The sequence below is a fragment of the Sphingobium phenoxybenzoativorans genome, from assembly GCF_018286635.1.
GTDB lineage: Bacteria > Pseudomonadota > Alphaproteobacteria > Sphingomonadales > Sphingomonadaceae > Sphingobium > Sphingobium phenoxybenzoativorans.
On sequence record NZ_CP073910.1, the window covers coordinates 2,405,086 to 2,422,001 of the forward strand.

Annotated in this window: 19 protein-coding genes; 6 read left to right on the top strand and 13 right to left on the bottom strand. The window is 64.8% G+C overall.

The window, feature by feature from the left end; genetic code table 11:
• Positions 1 to 18 precede the first annotated feature (18 nt).
• Complete coding sequence (locus KFK14_RS11725; protein WP_212610934.1) at positions 19 to 2,295, bottom strand: ATP-dependent helicase; 2,277 nt, start codon at positions 2,293 to 2,295, stop codon at positions 19 to 21.
• Positions 2,296 to 2,399: 104 nt separating this feature from the next.
• Here KFK14_RS11725 and KFK14_RS11730 point away from each other — a divergent pair, with 104 nt between their 5' ends.
• Both KFK14_RS11730 and KFK14_RS11735 read left to right on the top strand, forming a co-directional pair.
• Positions 2,400 to 2,792 (top strand): GFA family protein, encoded by a 393-nt coding sequence (locus tag KFK14_RS11730; RefSeq protein WP_212610935.1) that lies wholly within the window; start codon positions 2,400 to 2,402, stop codon positions 2,790 to 2,792.
• 129 nt (positions 2,793 to 2,921) lie between these two features.
• A complete protein-coding gene (locus KFK14_RS11735) occupies positions 2,922 to 3,380 on the top strand; it encodes a Fe-S oxidoreductase (RefSeq protein WP_212610936.1) in 459 nt (152 codons plus the stop codon).
• 77 nt (positions 3,381 to 3,457) lie between these two features.
• Here the strand turns inward: KFK14_RS11735 and rsmD are convergent, their stop codons facing one another.
• Positions 3,458 to 4,000 carry a 16S rRNA (guanine(966)-N(2))-methyltransferase RsmD gene (gene rsmD / locus KFK14_RS11740; RefSeq protein ID WP_212610937.1) on the bottom strand — a complete coding sequence of 181 codons (543 nt, stop codon included), beginning with the start codon at positions 3,998 to 4,000 and terminating at the stop codon, positions 3,458 to 3,460.
• Between the two features lie 66 nt (positions 4,001 to 4,066).
• Positions 4,067 to 4,987, bottom strand: coding sequence for a pseudouridine synthase (locus KFK14_RS11745; RefSeq protein ID WP_212610938.1), 921 nt, complete (start codon positions 4,985 to 4,987; stop codon positions 4,067 to 4,069).
• Positions 4,988 to 5,130: 143 nt separating this feature from the next.
• On the opposite strand from KFK14_RS11745, the gene KFK14_RS11750 reads away from it, so the two are divergent.
• Positions 5,131 to 5,577 carry a response regulator gene (locus KFK14_RS11750; protein ID WP_212610939.1) on the top strand — a complete coding sequence of 149 codons (447 nt, stop codon included), beginning with the start codon at positions 5,131 to 5,133 and terminating at the stop codon, positions 5,575 to 5,577.
• Between the two features lie 125 nt (positions 5,578 to 5,702).
• Positions 5,703 to 7,043, top strand: a complete 1,341-nt coding sequence (locus KFK14_RS11755; RefSeq protein WP_212610940.1) for an AmpG family muropeptide MFS transporter — start codon at positions 5,703 to 5,705, stop codon at positions 7,041 to 7,043.
• Here KFK14_RS11755 and KFK14_RS11760 read toward each other — a convergent pair.
• The 6 genes from KFK14_RS11760 to KFK14_RS11785 all read right to left on the bottom strand — a co-directional run bounded on the left by KFK14_RS11760 (position 7,028) and on the right by KFK14_RS11785 (position 12,541).
• A complete protein-coding gene (locus KFK14_RS11760) occupies positions 7,028 to 7,468 on the bottom strand; it encodes a DUF6628 family protein (protein ID WP_212610941.1) in 441 nt (146 codons plus the stop codon). The genes KFK14_RS11755 and KFK14_RS11760 overlap by 16 nt on opposite strands.
• A 65-nt stretch (positions 7,469 to 7,533) precedes the next feature.
• The gene (locus KFK14_RS11765) at positions 7,534 to 8,853 is read right to left on the bottom strand and encodes a bifunctional folylpolyglutamate synthase/dihydrofolate synthase (RefSeq protein WP_212610942.1); all 1,320 of its coding nucleotides are present in this window, start codon (positions 8,851 to 8,853) and stop codon (positions 7,534 to 7,536) included.
• A gap of 37 nt (positions 8,854 to 8,890) precedes the next feature.
• Complete coding sequence (accD, locus tag KFK14_RS11770; protein WP_212610943.1) at positions 8,891 to 9,742, bottom strand: acetyl-CoA carboxylase, carboxyltransferase subunit beta; 852 nt, start codon at positions 9,740 to 9,742, stop codon at positions 8,891 to 8,893.
• The gene (gene trpA / locus KFK14_RS11775; protein ID WP_212607767.1) at positions 9,739 to 10,551 is read right to left on the bottom strand and encodes a tryptophan synthase subunit alpha; all 813 of its coding nucleotides are present in this window, start codon (positions 10,549 to 10,551) and stop codon (positions 9,739 to 9,741) included. Before trpA ends, accD begins: the two co-directional genes overlap by 4 nt.
• Entirely contained in the window at positions 10,548 to 11,789 is a 1,242-nt protein-coding gene (gene trpB / locus KFK14_RS11780; RefSeq protein WP_070157307.1) for a tryptophan synthase subunit beta, read from the bottom strand. Before trpB ends, trpA begins: the two co-directional genes overlap by 4 nt.
• Before the next feature lie 113 nt (positions 11,790 to 11,902).
• Positions 11,903 to 12,541, bottom strand: coding sequence for a phosphoribosylanthranilate isomerase (locus tag KFK14_RS11785; protein ID WP_070157304.1), 639 nt, complete (start codon positions 12,539 to 12,541; stop codon positions 11,903 to 11,905).
• Between the two features lie 113 nt (positions 12,542 to 12,654).
• Between KFK14_RS11785 and KFK14_RS11790 the strand changes: the two genes are divergently transcribed.
• Entirely contained in the window at positions 12,655 to 12,897 is a 243-nt protein-coding gene (locus KFK14_RS11790; RefSeq protein WP_246524604.1) for a reeler domain-containing protein, read from the top strand.
• A 122-nt stretch (positions 12,898 to 13,019) separates the two neighbouring features.
• Here the strand turns inward: KFK14_RS11790 and pyrF are convergent, their stop codons facing one another.
• The 3 genes from pyrF to purB all read right to left on the bottom strand — a co-directional run bounded on the left by pyrF (position 13,020) and on the right by purB (position 15,439).
• On the bottom strand, positions 13,020 to 13,694 hold the full coding sequence (gene pyrF, locus KFK14_RS11795) for an orotidine-5'-phosphate decarboxylase (RefSeq protein ID WP_212607768.1): 675 nt from the start codon (positions 13,692 to 13,694) through the stop codon (positions 13,020 to 13,022).
• A complete protein-coding gene (locus KFK14_RS11800; protein ID WP_212607769.1) occupies positions 13,691 to 14,035 on the bottom strand; it encodes a lipopolysaccharide assembly protein LapA domain-containing protein in 345 nt (114 codons plus the stop codon). Before KFK14_RS11800 ends, pyrF begins: the two co-directional genes overlap by 4 nt.
• 93 nt (positions 14,036 to 14,128) lie before the next feature.
• The gene (gene purB / locus KFK14_RS11805; protein ID WP_212607770.1) at positions 14,129 to 15,439 is read right to left on the bottom strand and encodes an adenylosuccinate lyase; all 1,311 of its coding nucleotides are present in this window, start codon (positions 15,437 to 15,439) and stop codon (positions 14,129 to 14,131) included.
• 263 nt (positions 15,440 to 15,702) lie between these two features.
• Here purB and KFK14_RS11810 point away from each other — a divergent pair, with 263 nt between their 5' ends.
• The gene (locus tag KFK14_RS11810; protein ID WP_070157291.1) at positions 15,703 to 16,059 is read left to right on the top strand and encodes an EF-hand domain-containing protein; all 357 of its coding nucleotides are present in this window, start codon (positions 15,703 to 15,705) and stop codon (positions 16,057 to 16,059) included.
• Positions 16,060 to 16,181: 122 nt separating this feature from the next.
• On the opposite strand, the gene radC is transcribed toward KFK14_RS11810, so the two are convergent.
• Positions 16,182 to 16,895 (bottom strand): RadC family protein, encoded by a 714-nt coding sequence (gene radC, locus KFK14_RS11815; RefSeq protein WP_212607771.1) that lies wholly within the window; start codon positions 16,893 to 16,895, stop codon positions 16,182 to 16,184.
• Positions 16,896 to 16,916 lie beyond the last annotated feature (21 nt).

The following is a 16,916-nucleotide window of genomic DNA, read 5'->3' on the forward strand; positions in this document are numbered from 1 at the left end:
ACGCAGCCGGTGCGGCCATCAGCCCGGACTGACGAAGCTGTCCATCACTCGTTTCCGCCCGGCGGTCTCGAAATCGATCTCCAGCTTGTTGCCTTCAATCTCCGCAACGGTGCCGTATCCAAACTTCTGGTGAAACACGCGCAGTCCCACGCTCATATCGTCGCGGCCCTTATTGCCCAGCGACACTGCCGACCCGCGCGCTTCCACAACCCGCACCGGCTCCCGCGAAAAGGCGCCCGCCTGCTGCGCCCTCTGCCATCCCGGCCCGCGCCCGGTGCCCCGCCCGACATCGGCAAAGGGATCGGCGCGTTCCGACCAGTTGGCGCGCCATAGCGATGCGCCGCCCGACATGCTGCTTTCCTCATCCACATGCGCCCTGGGCAATTCGCCCACGAAGCGTGACGGGATGGAGGATGTCCACTGGCCGTAAATGCGCCGGTTCGCCGCGTGCAGGATCACGCATTTGCGCCGCGCCCGCGTGATCGCGACATAGGCCAGCCGCCGTTCTTCCTCCAACGACGCCAGGCCGCCCTCGTCCAGCGCGCGCTGGGAAGGGAATATGCCTTCCTCCCATCCGGCCAGGAACACCGTGTCGAACTCCAGCCCCTTGGCGGCGTGGATGGTCATGATCGTGACCTTGCGCTCGTCCGCCTGCGCCTCATTGTCCATGACGAGGGAGACATGCTCCAGGAAGGCGCCCAGCGTCTCATATTCCTCCATCGCGCGGACAAGCTCGTTGAGGTTTTCGAGACGGCCGGACGCCTCAACCGTGCGCTCGGCCTGAAGGACGGTCGTATAGCCGCTCTCGTCCAATATCTGCCGCGCCAGCTCCGGATGCGGCAACTGGGCCGCCTTGTCCCGCCAGCGCGCCAGATCGCCGACGAAATTGCCCAGCGCCCGCCGCGCTTGCGGCGTCAGTTCATCGGTATCGATGATCCGCGCGGCGGCGAAGGTGAGGGGGATGCCCTCCGCCCGCGCCAGCCGGTGCAGCTTCTCCACCGCCTTGTCGCCCAGGCCGCGCTTGGGCACGTTGATGATCCGCTCGAACGCCAGGTCGTCGGCGGGCTGGTTCACCAACCGCAGATAGGCGAGCGCATCGCGGATTTCCGCCCGCTCGTAGAAGCGAAAACCGCCGACTATGCGATAGGGCATGCCGATCTGGATGAAGCGGTCCTCAAATTCGCGGGTCTGGTGCTGCGCGCGGACAAGGATGGCGACATCGTCCAGCGTGCCGCCATTGCGCTGATGGCTTTCAATCTCGTCGCCGACGCGCCGGGCTTCCTCCGGTCCGTCCCACACGCCCAGCACCTGGACCTTCTCACCCTCCGCCTCGTCGGTCCACAGGGTCTTGCCCAGCCGCCCGCCATTCTCCGCGATCACGCCCGAAGCGGCGGCCAGGATGTGGGGCGTGGAGCGGTAATTCTGCTCCAGCTTCACGATCTTCGCGCCGGGGAAATCCTTCTCGAACCGCAGGATGTTGGCGACCTCCGCCCCGCGCCAGCTATAGATGGACTGATCGTCATCGCCCACGCAGCAAATATTCTTGCGCTCCTGCGCCAGCAGGCGGAGCCAGAGATACTGGCTGCTATTGGTGTCCTGATATTCGTCCACCATGATGTAGCGGAACCGCTGTTGATAGTGCGCCAGCACCTCCCGGTCGGTCTTGAGCAGGGTCAGCATATGAAGCAGCAGATCGCCAAAGTCGCAGGCGTTGAGCGCCAGCAACCGCGCCTGATAGGCCGCATAAAGCTTCTGCCCCTTGCCATTGGCGTAATGCTCGCTCTCGCCGGCATCGACCTCGGCGGGCGTCATGCCCCGGTTCTTCCACCGGTCGATCAGCCCGCCCAATTGGCGCGCGGGCCAGCGCTTCTCGTCGATGCTCTCCACCTGGATAAGCTGTTTGAGCAGGCGCAACTGGTCGTCCGTGTCCAGGATGGTGAAATTGCTCTGCAAACCCACCAGTTCGGCATGACGGCGCAGCATCTTCGCGCCCACGCTATGGAAAGTGCCGAGCCATGGCATGCCCTCCACCGCCGGGCCGATCATCCGCCCGACACGCTCGCGCATCTCCCGCGCGGCCTTGTTGGTGAAGGTGACCGACAGGATCTCGGACGGGAAGGCGCGCCGTGTCGCCACCAGATGCGCGAGTCGGGCGGTAAGCGCGGCGGTCTTGCCCGTGCCCGCGCCGGCAAGCACCAGCAACGGACCCTCCGTGGTCAGCACGGCCTCGCGCTGCGGCGCGTTGAGACCGTGCAGATAGGCGGGTTCGTCGGGAGTAAGGGAAGGCGCTGTCATAGCTGAACAATTAGGGAACGGTGAGCGATCGGGCAAGCCCGATGGCATTGCGCAGCGCTATGCTTTATGAGAACAAAACACGAATCAATATCAGGAGGATTGTCATGGCGACGGGACAGTGCATGTGCGGGGCGATCAGCTACACGGTGGAGGGGCAGCCGGAGCATAGCGCGCTTTGCCACTGCCGCGATTGTACGCGCAGCGCGGGCGCGCCGATGGTCGGCTGGGCGCTGTTCCCGGAGGATAAGGTGACGATCACGGGGACGCCGGTCAAATATCAGTCGTCGGAACATGCGACCCGGCATTTTTGCGGCATATGCGGCACTGGCCTGTTCTACACAAGCACGGCGATCTTTCAGGGAAAGATCGATGTTCAGACAAGCACGCTGGACGATCTCGACGCTTTCCCGCCCTTCGGCCATATCCAGATGGCTGAAACCGCCGGTTGGATGGCCGAGGCGCATACTCTGCCGAAGTTTGAGCGTTATCCTGGCTGATTGCGCGTAAACGGTCTGCGTCAGCTACGGCACGGCTGGTCGCGCGGGATAGTGGTTAAGGGAACGCAAGCGTCACGATTCCGGTTTTCTCTCCACCAACGGGGATCACACCCAGAGAGAGGAAAAACCATGAAAATAAGGCTTCTCATCGGCGCAGCCGCGCTCAGCCTATCCGCCGCCGCCGTGGCGCAGGACCAACCGGCCACGCCGCCCGCGCCACCGCCAGCGGCCAGTGATCCGTCGACGACCGCACCACCGCCGCCTCCGCCCGCCACCAATGACATGGGCGCAGCGCAGATGCCGCAGACCCAGACGCCCGCGCCGCCCCCTCCAGCGCCCCCGGCCGATCCCAACGCCGGTCAGCCGACAGGCGCAGTGCCGCCCGCGACTGGCATGACGCCCGCTGACCCTCGCGCGCCAAAGGACCCGGCGGCCCCGGTCGGCACATCGGCCAATCCGGTTGAGGTGGGCGGCAACGCCACGCCGCCGCCAGCCGCGCAGGCCGACTATCCGCTGTGCAGCAAGACGGTGCAGGATAGCTGCATCAATCCCGGCGAAGCGAAGAAGATGAAGAAGAAGCGGAAATAATCCGCCGGGTTTTGCAATCGGGGGTCAGGTTCCGGTCGAACCTGACCCCTGTTTATCATCCCGTTACCGGCTATTGTTCAGTCGCCGGCTGAACGCAGAATATGCAGCCGCGCCTTGCCGATGTCCCGCACCGCCTCCGCCGCAAAGCCCTTGACGTCGATCTCCTCGCGCCGGTCCGTTTCTATCGTGACCCAGGATGCCGGGCCGATCCAGCCCAGCCGCGCCAGCTTGTCCAGCGCCACCGCGCCCGCGCCCGTGCCATAGGGCGGGTCCATCATCACCAGGTCGAGCGGCGCGGGCGCGCTGCCCAGCGCTAGGACGGACGTCTGCCGCAGGTCCGGCCGGATGCCCAGCTTCTCCGCATTGGCGCGCAGGGCCGTCACAGCCTCCCGGTCCTGTTCCACGAATATGCAACTGCCCGCGCCGCGCGACAGCGCCTCCAGCCCCAATGCCCCCGATCCGGCGAACAGATCGGCGACGGCCAGCCCCTCGAAACTTCCCAGCCTGCTCGTCAGCATGGAAAACAGCGCCTCGCGCGTCCTGTCCGCCGTCGGCCGCGTCGCCTCGCCCTTCGGCGCAACCAGGGGACGCCCGCGCCACTGGCCAGAAATGATCCTCATTTCGGCCCCCTCATACGCCCGGAAATGATCCTCATTTCGGTCCCCTCATACGCCCAGAAATGATCTTCATTTCAGTCCCTTGCGGAAAACCACCAGGTCATGCTGCCGCACTTCCGTCACTGCGCCGGATGCCAGTTCTCCCAGTTCAAACGGACCATATTTCGTGCGGATCAACCGGCTGACCTGAAGGCCGAGATGCTCCAGCACGCGGCGCACCTCCCGGTTCTTGCCTTCCTTCAACGTCAGTTCGATCCATTTATTGTGGCCCGTGCTGCGTTCCAGATTGGCGTCGATCTGGCCATAACGCATGCCGTCAATCTCCACGCCCATCATCAGCTCCTCCAACTGCGTCTGGCTCACCTCGCCGAATGCGCGGGCGCGATAGGTGCGGGGAATGCCGGTCGAGGGCAGCTCCATCTGCCGCTTGAACTCGCCATCATTGGTCAGCAGCAGCAGACCCTCCGTGGTCATATCCAGCCGGCCGATCGGCATCACGCGGGGAAGATCCGTAGGCAACCGGTCATAGATGGTGGGCCGCCCGCGCGGATCGCGTTCCGTGGTCAGGCAGCCGCTCGGCTTGTGGAACAGGAACAGCCGGGCCGGGGCGGTCGCGCCGATCGCCTTTCCATCCACGGTCACGCCATGCAGCGAGTTCAGAAGGGTAGCAGGGGTCGTGAGGACATCGCCATTCAGCGCTATCCGTCCTTCCTCGATCATCCGCTCTATCTCCCGCCGCGACGCGACCCCCGCGCGCGCCAGCAGCTTGGCGATGCGCTGCGGCTCCTTGCCGCCGGCATCGGCGGCCTTGGCGCGGGCTGGATGCGGGTTGGCGGGTGACGCCGCTTTGTTCGTCTTGGGCTTGGAGGACGCCGGCCTTGGCGTTTTGGGGAAGCCGCCCGCCGGTTTTTCCCCAAACTTGGGCCGCGCGGCCGTGCGAGGCCCCGGCCGTGGGCCTTTCCCCGGTGATTTTTTCTGAGGGGGTTGCACGAACAGCTTCCTTTCGCCGGGGTAAAACGGCGTGTAATATTGGACAAAGGGTGCAGACTCGGCGGCGAGTCCGCTAACCAATTGAAACCGATACAAGATATGCCGCGTTAAGGCGGTGATGGCGTAAACAGGGCGGAACGGCAATGTTTTTTGGGAAAGACCGGCGGGTTGTCCACCAGATACTGGTGGTTGAGGATGAGCCTCTGGTCGCGTTCGACAATGAGCATTTCCTCACCCATGCGGGCTATGTGGTCGTCGATACGGTCGACAGCCTTGGCCATGCGCAGTCCGTTCTTGCTTCGCAGGTGATCGATCTGGTGATCGCCGATGTCAATCTTTCGGGGAACCGGGACGGCATCGCCGTCGCCACGGAGGCGCACCGGCGAGGCATCGCCGTGTTGTTCGTCACCGGCTCCTGCCCGGCGGATGCCCGCCATCTGGCCTATGGCTGCCTCGCCAAGCCCTATTCCCAGCGCGATCTCCTCTCTGCGATAGAGGTTGTGGACGCCATCATGCGCGGTGCGAAGGTCCCGCGCCTGCCGCGCGGCCTCAGCCTTTTCGAACGCCGGATGGATGGCAACGCCGCCTGAAAAACCGGCGTAAATCGGGCGGGGGAGCGGCCCGCGTGACGGAATGACGTCACATCCCCTTGCGTCATCGGCCCGGCCCCCGCATTGTCAGCGGCGCGACGTTCAAAAAGGGGCAGGGGCCGCAGATGGAAAATGCTGAACAGGCAAAAGGCTGGCGCGCCAGCCTGCCGCAATCGATCCGCCCCTATGCCGAGCGCGCCCCGCTTACGGCGCTGTTTCTGGGCATTTCTTCGGGCTTTCCCTTCGCGCTGCTCGCCGCGACGCTGACCAATCGTCTGGCCGACGCCGGGATCGAGAAGAAATCGATCTCGGCCTTTGCTCTCGCGCTTCTCGTCTACAGCTTCAAATGGGCATGGGCGCCGCTTATCGACCGGTTCCGCCTGCCTCTCCTGTCCAGCGCTCTGGGTCAGCGCCGTTCCTGGCTCTGGCTCTGCGGCACCGCCACGGCCATCGCGGTGTTCGTGCTGGGCGTTGCCGACCCGCTCACCGGATTGCAGGCCGTTGTCGTCGGCGCGCTGCTGCTGGGCTTTGCGGGCGCGACGTTCGACATTGTGATCGACGCCTACCGCATCGAACTGCTCGCGCCGGAACAGCTCGGTGTCGGTTCGGGCATGTCGCAATATGGGTGGCGGCTGGGGGCCTTCTTCGCCGCCACCATCGCGCTCGCCGTCGCCAGCATCTCCAACTGGACCTGGGGCTATATCGCCTGCATGCCGCTGGCCTTCGCCGGACCCATCGCATCGATCTTCGCGGGCGAACCCGCCCGTCATCATGAGCCGAAACCCCTGCGCAGCGCGGGCGAAGCGCTCGCCGCCTTTTACGGCCCCCTCGTCGACTTCTTCAAGCGCAAGGGCGCCATTCTCGTCCTGCTGTTCGTGCTGATCCACAAGATCGGCGACACGATGGCGAACCTCATGATCCGCGACCTTCTCGTGCAGCTTGGCTTCACCAAGCCGGAAATCCTGTGGGGCGACGTATGGGTCGGCTTCTTTGCGCTGCTGGCCGGCATCTTCGTCGGCGGCATCATCTATGCGCGCCTGGGCATGAAGCGGTCGGTGATGGTCAGCCTGATCCTGATGGCCGTATCGAACCTCAGCTTCGCCGGGCTGGCGGCGGTGGGCCACTCCATGCCCATGCTTGCCTGGACCATCGGTTTTGAGAATTTCGCCAGCGGCATCGGCGGCGTCACCGTGGTCGCCTATCTGTCCGCGCTCTGCAACCTGCGCTTCACCGCCACGCAGTTCGCGCTGCTCTCCGCCGCGGCGGCGATTGTCGGGCGCTTCCTGACCGGAACCACGGCGGGGTCGCTGATCGAGCGGTTCGGCTATGTCGACTTCTATTTGCTGACCACCGCCTTCGCGCTGCCGGGCGTGTTGCTCTACTGGTTCCTCCTCCGCTCCGGCCTCATCGACCAGAGCATAGGCGAGGCTGGCGTGGAGGAACCCGCCGGTCAGACGGCCGTGTAAAATTCCATCGGCCGGCCCAGATCGGCGAAGGACTGCGCCACCGCCTGAACGCATGTCAGCGCGCCTAGCGCTGCGTCGGAAGCCAGAAGCTCCGACACGCGCTCATAGGCGGCATGCGGATCGCTCAGACCTTCCGACACCGCCTGCATCAGCAGCGCCTCATCGCCGGTCATCTTGGAGCAGCAGCAGGGCGCGACCATGATCTTGCGGCTCGACGCCCGCGCCATCTCCAGCATCATCGCCCGCAACAGCACCAGCGGTCTGCGATAGCTTTTGCCGAACGTGCCGAGCAGGGCGTTGGCGGCGTGCGCGTCGTTGACGCCCGCCATCGCCATGCGCCGCACCGCGAACAGGAACAGCCGGTTCCCCCGGTCCTCCGGCAGGGCCTTGTCCGTCATTTTGTGCGTGATTTCTGGGTTGCGCATGCCGTGCCTCCAATCTCCTGACAGAGGCATATCATGCAGCTATTGCGAGTCAATCGCAATTAAATTCAATCTGGCGATTGCCGGTTCGCCTTAAGCACGTCTCCGGCCAGGTAGAGCGAGCCTGCAATCAGGATGGCGGCGGACCGGTCCTGCGCGCCGATCGCGCCGATGGCGGCGGCCGCATCCGCATGCGCGGTAAACGGAACGCCCCATTTCCCGGCGATCCCGGCGAAGCGGGCAGGGGGATGATGCGCATGCCCCTCTACGGGAAGTCCATGAATATGCGCGACTTTCCCTTCAAGCGGCGCAAGGAAGGCTTCGATATCCTTGTTCGCCAGCATGCCCGCCACCAGGTGCAGCTTCCGGCCGTTCAGCCGCTCGTCGTCGAAATATTGGCCCAACACTTCTCCGGCCGAGGCATTATGCCCGCCGTCCAGCCAGACGATGCTTTCCGGCCCAAGCGGCGCGAGGAGGGGGCCATCCTCCAGCCGCTGCAGTCTGGCGGGCCAGTGCGCCCATAAGGGCGCCGCCTTCAATGCCGACTCGCTTACCGGCACGACCTGTTGATGGCGGAGCATCGCTGTCGCCAGCGCGGCGTTCATGGGCTGATGCGGACCGGACAGGCGCGGCAGCGGCAGGTCGATCCGCCCCTCGCTGTCCCGATAGTGCAGCCGCTGGCGATAGACCGCAGCGTCCCAGTCCGACCCCATGGGCCGCCACAAACCGCCTCGGTCGCCAACCGCGCGCTCGACGACCGAAGCGATCGCGGCGGGATAGCGCATGGTGACGACGGGCGTCCCGGCCTTCGCGATCCCGGCCTTTTCCCCGGCGATCTCCGCCAGCGTGTCGCCCAGAAAGCTTTGATGATCGATGCCAAGCTGCGCGATGCCGCATGCGGCCGGCGAAGCAATGACGTTGGTCGCGTCCAGCCGCCCGCCAAGCCCGACCTCCAAAATACAGGCGTCCGCCCGATGTTCGGCAAAGGCCAGGAACATCGCCGCGGTCGTCACCTCGAAGAAGCTCGCGCCGATCCCCTCGGCCACATCCAGCACCCGCTCCAGATAGGCCGCCAGCAGTTCGTCGGAGATCAGCCCGCCATTTATGCGGATGCGCTCGTTGAACCGGACCAGATGGGGCGAGGTGAACACATGGACGCTCTTGCCATCCGCCTCCAGAGCCGCGCGAAGAAAGGCGCAGGTCGATCCCTTGCCGTTCGTTCCCGCGACATGGAATATCGGCGGCAGGGCCAGGTGCGGATCGCCCAGCCTGTCCAGCAGGGACGTTATGCGCTCCAGACCCAATATGTCTGCGCCCGGCGACAGCATCGCCAGCCGGTCGAGCTGCGCCTGCACGGCGGGGTCGGATGAAACGGCGTGGTCTGGCATGGCGTCCTTGCCGCTGGCTATGGTCGAACTCTGAAGGTCAGGCGGCCGCCCTGGTCGTCAGGTAGCCGATAACCTGCGCCAGCTTCGCCTTCAGCTCATGCCGGTGCACCACCATGTCCAGCATGCCATGCTCCAGCAGATATTCGGCCCGCTGGAACCCTTCGGGCAGCTTTTCGCGGATCGTATTCTCGATCACCCGCTGCCCGGCAAAGCCGATCAGGGCGTTCGGTTCGGCGATCTGCACGTCGCCCAGCATCGCATAGCTGGCCGTGACGCCGCCGGTCGTGGGATCGGTCAGCACGACGATATAGGGCAGTCCGGCATCGTGCAGCTTGCGGATCGCCACGGTGGCGCGCGGCATCTGCATCAGGGAGAGGATTCCCTCCTGCATCCGCGCGCCGCCCGCGGCGGTGAAGATCAGGTAAGGCGCGCGGCGGGCAATCGCCTCCTCCACGCCCTGGACGAAGGCTGCGCCCACGCCCATGCCCATCGACCCGCCCATATAGGCGAAATCCTGCACGCCCATGATGACGGGCGAACCCTCGATCGTCCCGCGCGCATTGATCAGCGCATCGGTTTCTCCGGTGGAGGAGCGCGCCGCCTTGATCCGGTCGGTATATTTTTTGGAATCGCGGAATTTGAGGGGGTCTTCCTTCACCACCGGCGTCGGCAGGATGACCGCGCTGCCCGCATCCAGTATCTGCGCGAAACGGTCCTTCGGGCCGATCCGGCCATGATGGTCGCACTTCGGGCAGACGGACAGATTATCCTCCCACTCCTTGGTGAACACCATCTGGTTGCAACCGCTGCATTTATGCCAGAGGTTATCGGCCGTCTCGCGCTTGGCGATGAACGGAATGGCGTTGCGAACCCGGTTCAGCCAGCTCATGCGGCATGCTCCCTTGCTGTCATGGCGGCGCGCAGCGAGGCGACGAAGTCGCGCACGAAGGGCGCCGCCTTGTCTCCATGCGAACCCACAATATCGACGATCGCGGACCCGACGACAACGCCGTCGGCCACGCGCCCGATGGCGGCCGCCTGCTCCGGCGTGCGTACGCCAAAGCCCACCGCCACGGGCAGGTCGGTCGCCGCCTTCAGTTTCGCGACGGCATGTTCTATGTGGGTAAGCTGCGCCTGCTGCTTGCCGGTGATGCCCGCGACCGAAACATGATAGAGGAACCCGCCCGCGCCATCCAGAACGGCGGTCAGCCGCGCCGCATCGGTGGTCGGCGTCGCGAGGCGGATCAGGTCGATCCCGGCCGCGCGCAGGGCGGGGCCGATCTCCCGGTCCTCCTCCGGCGGGATGTCGACGCATATCACGCCATCGACGCCCGCCGCCTCGGCCTGCGTCGCGAACCAGTCCGCGCCGCGCGCCAGCATTGGGTTGGCGTATCCCATCAGCACCAGCGGGATATCCGGGTGCCGCCCGCGAAACGCCGTGGCGATGGCCAGGATATCGGCGGTCGTCGTGCCCGATCCCAGGCTGCGCAGATTGGCCAGCTCGATCGCCGGTCCATCGGCCATCGGATCGGTAAAGGGCATGCCCAGCTCGATAATGTCCGCGCCGCCCTCGACAAGCGCATCCAATATGGCGGCGCTGTCGGCGGCTGTCGGGTCGCCCGCCGTGACGAAGGTGATGAGCGCCGATCGCCCCTGATCGCGGCACGCCGCGAACCTTTGCGCAAAACGGTCCGTCATATCTCGACCTCCAGCGCCTCTGCGACGGTGAAGATGTCCTTGTCGCCCCGCCCGGAAAGGTTGACCACCACGATCTTGTCCGCATCCAGCGTCGGCGCGATCCTCTCCGCCGCCGCCACGGCATGCGCCGATTCCAGCGCTGGGATGATGCCCTCCAGCGAGGAGAGCTTCTGGAAACTGGCCAGCGCCTCCTTGTCGGTCACAGGCACATAATCGACCCGGCCGATCTCATGCAGCCAGCTATGCTCCGGCCCGATGCCCGGATAGTCGAGACCCGCCGAAATGCTGTGCGCCTCGGTGATCTGCCCATCCTCATCCTGCAGCAGATAGGTGCGGTTGCCGTGCAATATGCCGGATGCGCCGCCCGCCAGGCTCGCGGCATGCTTGCCGTCCAGCCCTTCGCCGGCCGCTTCGACGCCGACCATGGCGACGTCGCTGTCGTCCAGGAAAGGATGGAACATGCCGATGGCGTTGGACCCGCCGCCGACCGGCGCGATCAGCATGTCGGGCAGGCGGCCCTCCGCCTCCAGCATCTGCGCGCGGATTTCCTTGCCGATGACCGACTGAAAATCGCGAACCAGCTCAGGATAGGGGTGGGGTCCGGCCGCCGTGCCGATAATGTAGAATGTGTCATGCACGTTCGACACCCAGTGGCGCAGGGCGTCGTTCATCGCATCCTTCAACGTCTGCGATCCCGAAGTGACGGCATGCACCTCCGCGCCGAGCAGCTTCATGCGAAAGACGTTGGGCTTCTGCCGCTCGACATCCTTCGCGCCCATGAAGATGGTGCAGGGCAGGCCGAAAAGCGCCGCCACCGTCGCCGTCGCCACGCCATGCTGGCCCGCCCCCGTTTCCGCGATGATCTTCGTCTTGCCCATCCGCTTGGCGAGCAGGATCTGGCCGATGCAGTTATTGATCTTGTGCGCGCCCGTGTGGTTCAATTCCTCGCGCTTCAGGTAGATTTTCGCGCCTTTGCCCGCCGGCGCATTCTTTCTCAGCGCCTCGGTCAGCCGCCCTGCATAATAAAGCGGGTTTGGCCGCCCGACATAATGCTTAAGCAGCGTCTGAAATTCTTCCTCGAAAGCGGGATCGGCCTTGGCCGCCCGATATTCTTTCTCCAGGTCGAGGATCAGGGGCATCAGCGTCTCGGCGACATAACGTCCGCCGAAAGCGCCGAAATGGCCGCGTTCGTCCGGTTGGCTTCGCAGGCTGTTGGGCAAGGTGATGGTATCGGTCATGGTCGCTTCAATCTCACTAGACATGGAAAACTGTTCGCTTCGGTAAAGGGGAAGCGATCAGCGCCATCGTGTCCAGATGCGCGTGCCCGTGCGTATGATCGTGGCGGCCTGCGTCAACATGTCGAAACCGCATTGCAGAAGGCGGCGATCTTGTCCACATCCTTGATGCCCGGCGCGCTTTCGACGCCCGAAGACACATCGACCAGCGGCGCGCCCGTGATGCGGATCGCCTCCGCCACATTGTCGGCGTCCAGCCCGCCGGAAAGCCCCCAGGGGGCGGGCGGCCGGAACCCGGCAAGCAGGTCCCAGTCGAATCGCAGACCCATTCCGCCCGGCAGGTCGGCGCCCTTAGGGGTCTTTGCGTCATAGAGCAGCATGTCCACCGCGCCGGCATAGGCCGATCCGGCGGCTAGGTCGGCCCGCGTCTTTACCGGGATCGCCTTCCATAGCGTCCTGCCGAACCGCGCGCGGATGGCTGCGGCGCGCTCCGGCGTCTCATCGCCATGCAGTTGCACGATATCGACATGCGGCGCGATGGCGGCGAGCAATGCGTCGTCCGGCTGCACCAGCACCGCCACCCGGCCGACATGATCGGGCGCGCGCCGGGCAAGCGCCGCCAGCCGGTCTATCTCCAGATGCCGGGGGCTTTTGGCGAAATGCACGAAACCGACATGGCTCGCCCCGCCTTTCAGCGCTGCCTCGACTGTCTCCGGCGTCGAGAGGCCGCAAATCTTGATCGCGATTCGGGACATGGCGGCTCGTCTAGACGCTACTGGCCCGGCAGGAAACCGCCGTCGCATCCGCCGCAGAAATGCTCTTGAAAGTCGTCCGCCATCCCATAGATTGCATGCAAAGGAGACAGGATATGGACAATGGCAGCGGCGAAAATTGCCCGTTCGAATTTAATTTCGACCCCGCGACCTTCAAGGTCGGCGATACGGTCAGCTATCGCGTGACCGGCAGCCTTGCCGATTTTCCCTTCATGGGCGTGCTGATGGAGGTGCATGACGATCATGTCGTGCTGACGTCCGATCCCGACGATCCGGTCAGCCGCATGCGCGCCACGCGCGAAAGCCGCCCGGTGGTGGCGGAAGCGGATGTGTGCTGAGAACTCTGCGCCGCATCTAAGGCTTAGGAACGCGAGTGCTCCTGCGAAGGCGGCAGCACAGTTCAGACGTTAGGGCCAGCCGTCTGCATCCGCAGGAGCGCAAATGTCCTTCTGATCGCGCCCTAAAGCGTCGCTTCTATCTCGCGCGCGGCGATATCCGGATTGGCGGCCAGGCTGATCGGCCGGCCCACCACCAGGATCGATGCGCCCCGGTCCAGCGCTTCGCGCGGCGTGACGGCGCGCTTCTGGTCGCCCATCGCGCCGCCGCTGGGGCGGACGCCAGGGACTACGAAAAAGCCGTCCGGCCACGCCTTGCGCGCGGCGGCCACTTCCTCGCCGGAACAGACGATGCCGTCCAGGCCGGACGCGCGGGCGAGATCGGCAAGCCGCTCCACCTGATCGATCGCCGCGCCGCCAACGCCAATGTCGATCAGGTCGCTGTCATCCAGGCTGGTCAGCACGGTGACCGCCACGACTTTCGTGTTCAGCCCGGCGGCGGCCTTGGCGTCCTCCAGCATCGCCCGTCCGCCCGCGGCATGGACAGTCAGGATCGCCGGCTCCAGCACATGCAGCGCCTGCACGGCCTTGGCGACGGTGTTGGGGATGTCGTGCAGTTTCAGGTCCAGGAAGATCGGCAGGCCGAACTTCGTCATTTCATGCACGCCGTGATGGCCATTGGCGCAGAAGAATTCCAGGCCCAGCTTCAATCCTCCCACATGGCCGCGCACGCGCTGCGCCAGCGTCTGCGCCTTGCGCAGGTGGGGCGTATCGATGGCGACATAGATTGGGCTGGTCATGCTTCGCTTGCCGGGGTCAGGGGGGATTTGTCGAGGAGGGGGTCGGTGGAATTAGGGAGGCTCATGCCGGTCTGGGGCGGGGGCGCCGCCGCTGCGGTGGCGCTGGCCAGAGCGCGCTCCGTCGCGTCCAGCCGCCGCTTCATCCGCCACCGCGTCGCCCGCGCCATGATCCAGAAGGGCACCGCGCCCAGCAGGAACGCGCCGACGACCAGAACCGGCAACCGTGTGTCGGCCACCATGTCGCCCCACAGTTTCACGGATACAGAAACCCAGTTCGCCTTGCAGAACAGGGCCAGGGCGACGGCAAGCACGACCCACAAAGCGGTTCTCAGGAACTGCATTCCATCCCCTTCCACAGTTGCTTCATCGCAAGCTTAAGGGAAATTTCCGGGCCGTTCCACCCCGTCACGGTCATATTTGCCAAGCGCTGTTCCTCAGCCGAACACCCGCGTTAAGATCGTATCCACCTGCTTGAAGTGATAATCGAGGTTAAACTTCTCCTCGATCTCCTGCGCGGAAAGGGCCGCCCTCACGTCCTCATCCTCTTTCAGCAGGTTCAGCAGCGACAATGCGCCATCGGATTCCCACACCTTCATGGCGTTGCGCTGAACATAGCGATAGCTGTCCTCACGGCTGACGCCCGCCTGCGTCAGCGCCAGCAGAACGCGCTGCGAGTGAACAAGACCGCCCATCTTGTCGAGATTCTTCATCATCCGTTCGGGATAGACGAGCAGCTTGTCGATCACGCCGGTCAGGCGGCCGAGCGCGAAGTCGAGGGTGATCGTCGCATCCGGGCCGATATAGCGCTCGACCGAGGAATGGCTGATATCGCGTTCATGCCACAGCGCCACATTCTCCATGGCCGGCAGGGCGTAGGAGCGGACCATGCGGGCGAGGCCGGTCAGATTCTCGGTCAGCACCGGGTTCCGCTTGTGCGGCATCGCCGATGAACCTTTCTGCCCCGGCGAGAAATATTCTTCCGCCTCAAGGACTTCGGTGCGCTGCAGATGGCGCACTTCCACGGCCAGCCGCTCGATGGACGAAGCAATGACGCCCAGCGTCGCGAAGAACATCGCATGCCGGTCGCGCGGAATGACCTGCGTCGATACCGGCTCCACCGCCAGGCCCAGCTTGCCGGCGACATATTCCTCGACGCGCGGGTCGATATTGGCGAAAGTGCCGACCGCCCCGGAAATGGCGCAGGTCGCAACCTCCGCCCGCGCCGCGACGAGCCGCGCCCGGCAGCGGGAAAATTCCGCATAGGCTTCCGCCATCTTCAGGCCGAACGTCACCGGCTCTGCATGAATGCCATGGCTGCGGCCGATGGTCGGGGTCAGCTTATGCTCGAACGCGCGCCGCTTGATGACCTCCAGCAGCTTGTCGAGATCGGCGATCAATATGTCGGACGCGCGGGCGAGCTGCACGGCCAGGCAGGTGTCGAGCACGTCGGAACTGGTCATGCCCTGATGCATGAAGCGCGCCTCGTCGCCGACATTTTCCGCGACCCAGGTCAGGAAAGCGATCACGTCATGCTTCGTCACCGCCTCGATCGCGTCGATGGCGGGGACATCGATGGCCGGGTTGGTCGCCCACCAGTCCCACAGCGCCTTGGCCGCTTCCTTTGGCACGACGCCCAGATCGGCCAGCGCCTCGGTCGCATGCGCCTCAATCTCGAACCAGATGCGGAATCGCGCCTCCGGTTCCCAGATCGCGGTCATTTCAGGGCGGGAGTAACGCGGAACCATGGGGGTCGAATCCTGTCAGAAAATGGGATGGGCGGCGCGTAGCAGCGCTGATCCCGCGCGGCAAATCGGATCGGAAATGGCCGCATCCTGCAACTGGTCGCAAAAACGCCTGCAGACGCCGGTGAAACGACGATTTCCCGCGCTGGAACGATGCCGTTCAGCAATCGTTACTGGAACGGAATGCACCTGCTGGACATACTATCTGTCAACACCCCATCCAAAAATGGGTCGCCCTAGCGGTTTGAAAACCGGAGATAAAAAGAATGAAGTTCATGATGGTCTGCGCCGTGGCGCTGTTTGCGGCGTCCCCGGCGTTGGCGCGGCAGGGGGATAATGCCGCCTCCGGCAACCAGTCCCAGGGCGCAAGCTCCGTGCAGTCGATCGTCGACAGCGAATTTCCCGCCTATGACGCGAATCAGTCCGGCCAGCTTGAGCAGCCCGAATTCATCAAATGGATGGTCGCGCTGAAGGATCAGGAGATGAAGGCGACGGGCAAGGCCCTGCCTGCCTCAGAGATCAGCGCCTGGGCCAGCGGCGCCTTCACCTCGGCCGACGCCGACGGCAGTGGCGCGGTCAGCAAGGAAGAGTTGGTGAAATATCTAACTGGCGGATCGTCCTGAATGACGTCCCCCGCCTGAGTCTCCTGAACAGTCCCCCCGGCCCGTGTGGACCCCGCCCACGGGTCGATCGCGGGCGGTCCGGCCAAGCGCCGGGCCGCCCGCTTTCCATTCCCGCTTCCAGTCTAGAGGAGGCCCAGCGCCCGCATGCTGCTATGGCCTTCCGCGCCCATGATGATGTGGTCATGCACGGAAATGCCCATGCGCTTGCCCGCTTCGGCGATATGCTTTGTTATTTCAATGTCCTGCCTGCTCGGCGCGGGATTGCCGCTCGGATGATTATGGACCAGGATCAGGGAGCTGGAGCCAAGCTCCATTGCGCGCTTGATGACTTCGCGGGTGTAGATCGCCGCCTGGTCGATCGATCCGTCCGACATTTTTTCATCCCGGATCAACATGTTGCGGCTGTTGAGATGCAGAACCCGGACTCGCTCCACGCCCAGCCAGGCCATGTCCGCGCGCAGATAATCCAGCACCGCCTGCCAGCTTCCCAGCACGGGCTGCTCAATGACGCGGTTGCGCAGCAGGCGCAGGGAAGCCGCCTGCGCCACCTTGATCGCCGCCACGCTGGTTTCGCCCATGCCCGGCACCCGCTCCAGCGCTGCCCAATCCGCCGTCAGCACGCCCTCTATGCCGCCAAATTCGCTCAGCAGCAGCCGGGCAAGCGGCTTCGTGTCCCTGCGCGGTATCGCCAGCGCCAGCAGATATTCGATCAGCTCATGGTCCAGCAAAGCGTCGCCGCCGCCTTCGCGCAGCCGCGTGCGCAACCGTTCGCGATGGCCCGCGCCGACATGCGCGACCCCGCTTTTGCTACTTTCGTCCGGATTGCCCCCCGTCATGATTCCAGGGCTAAGGCCGGG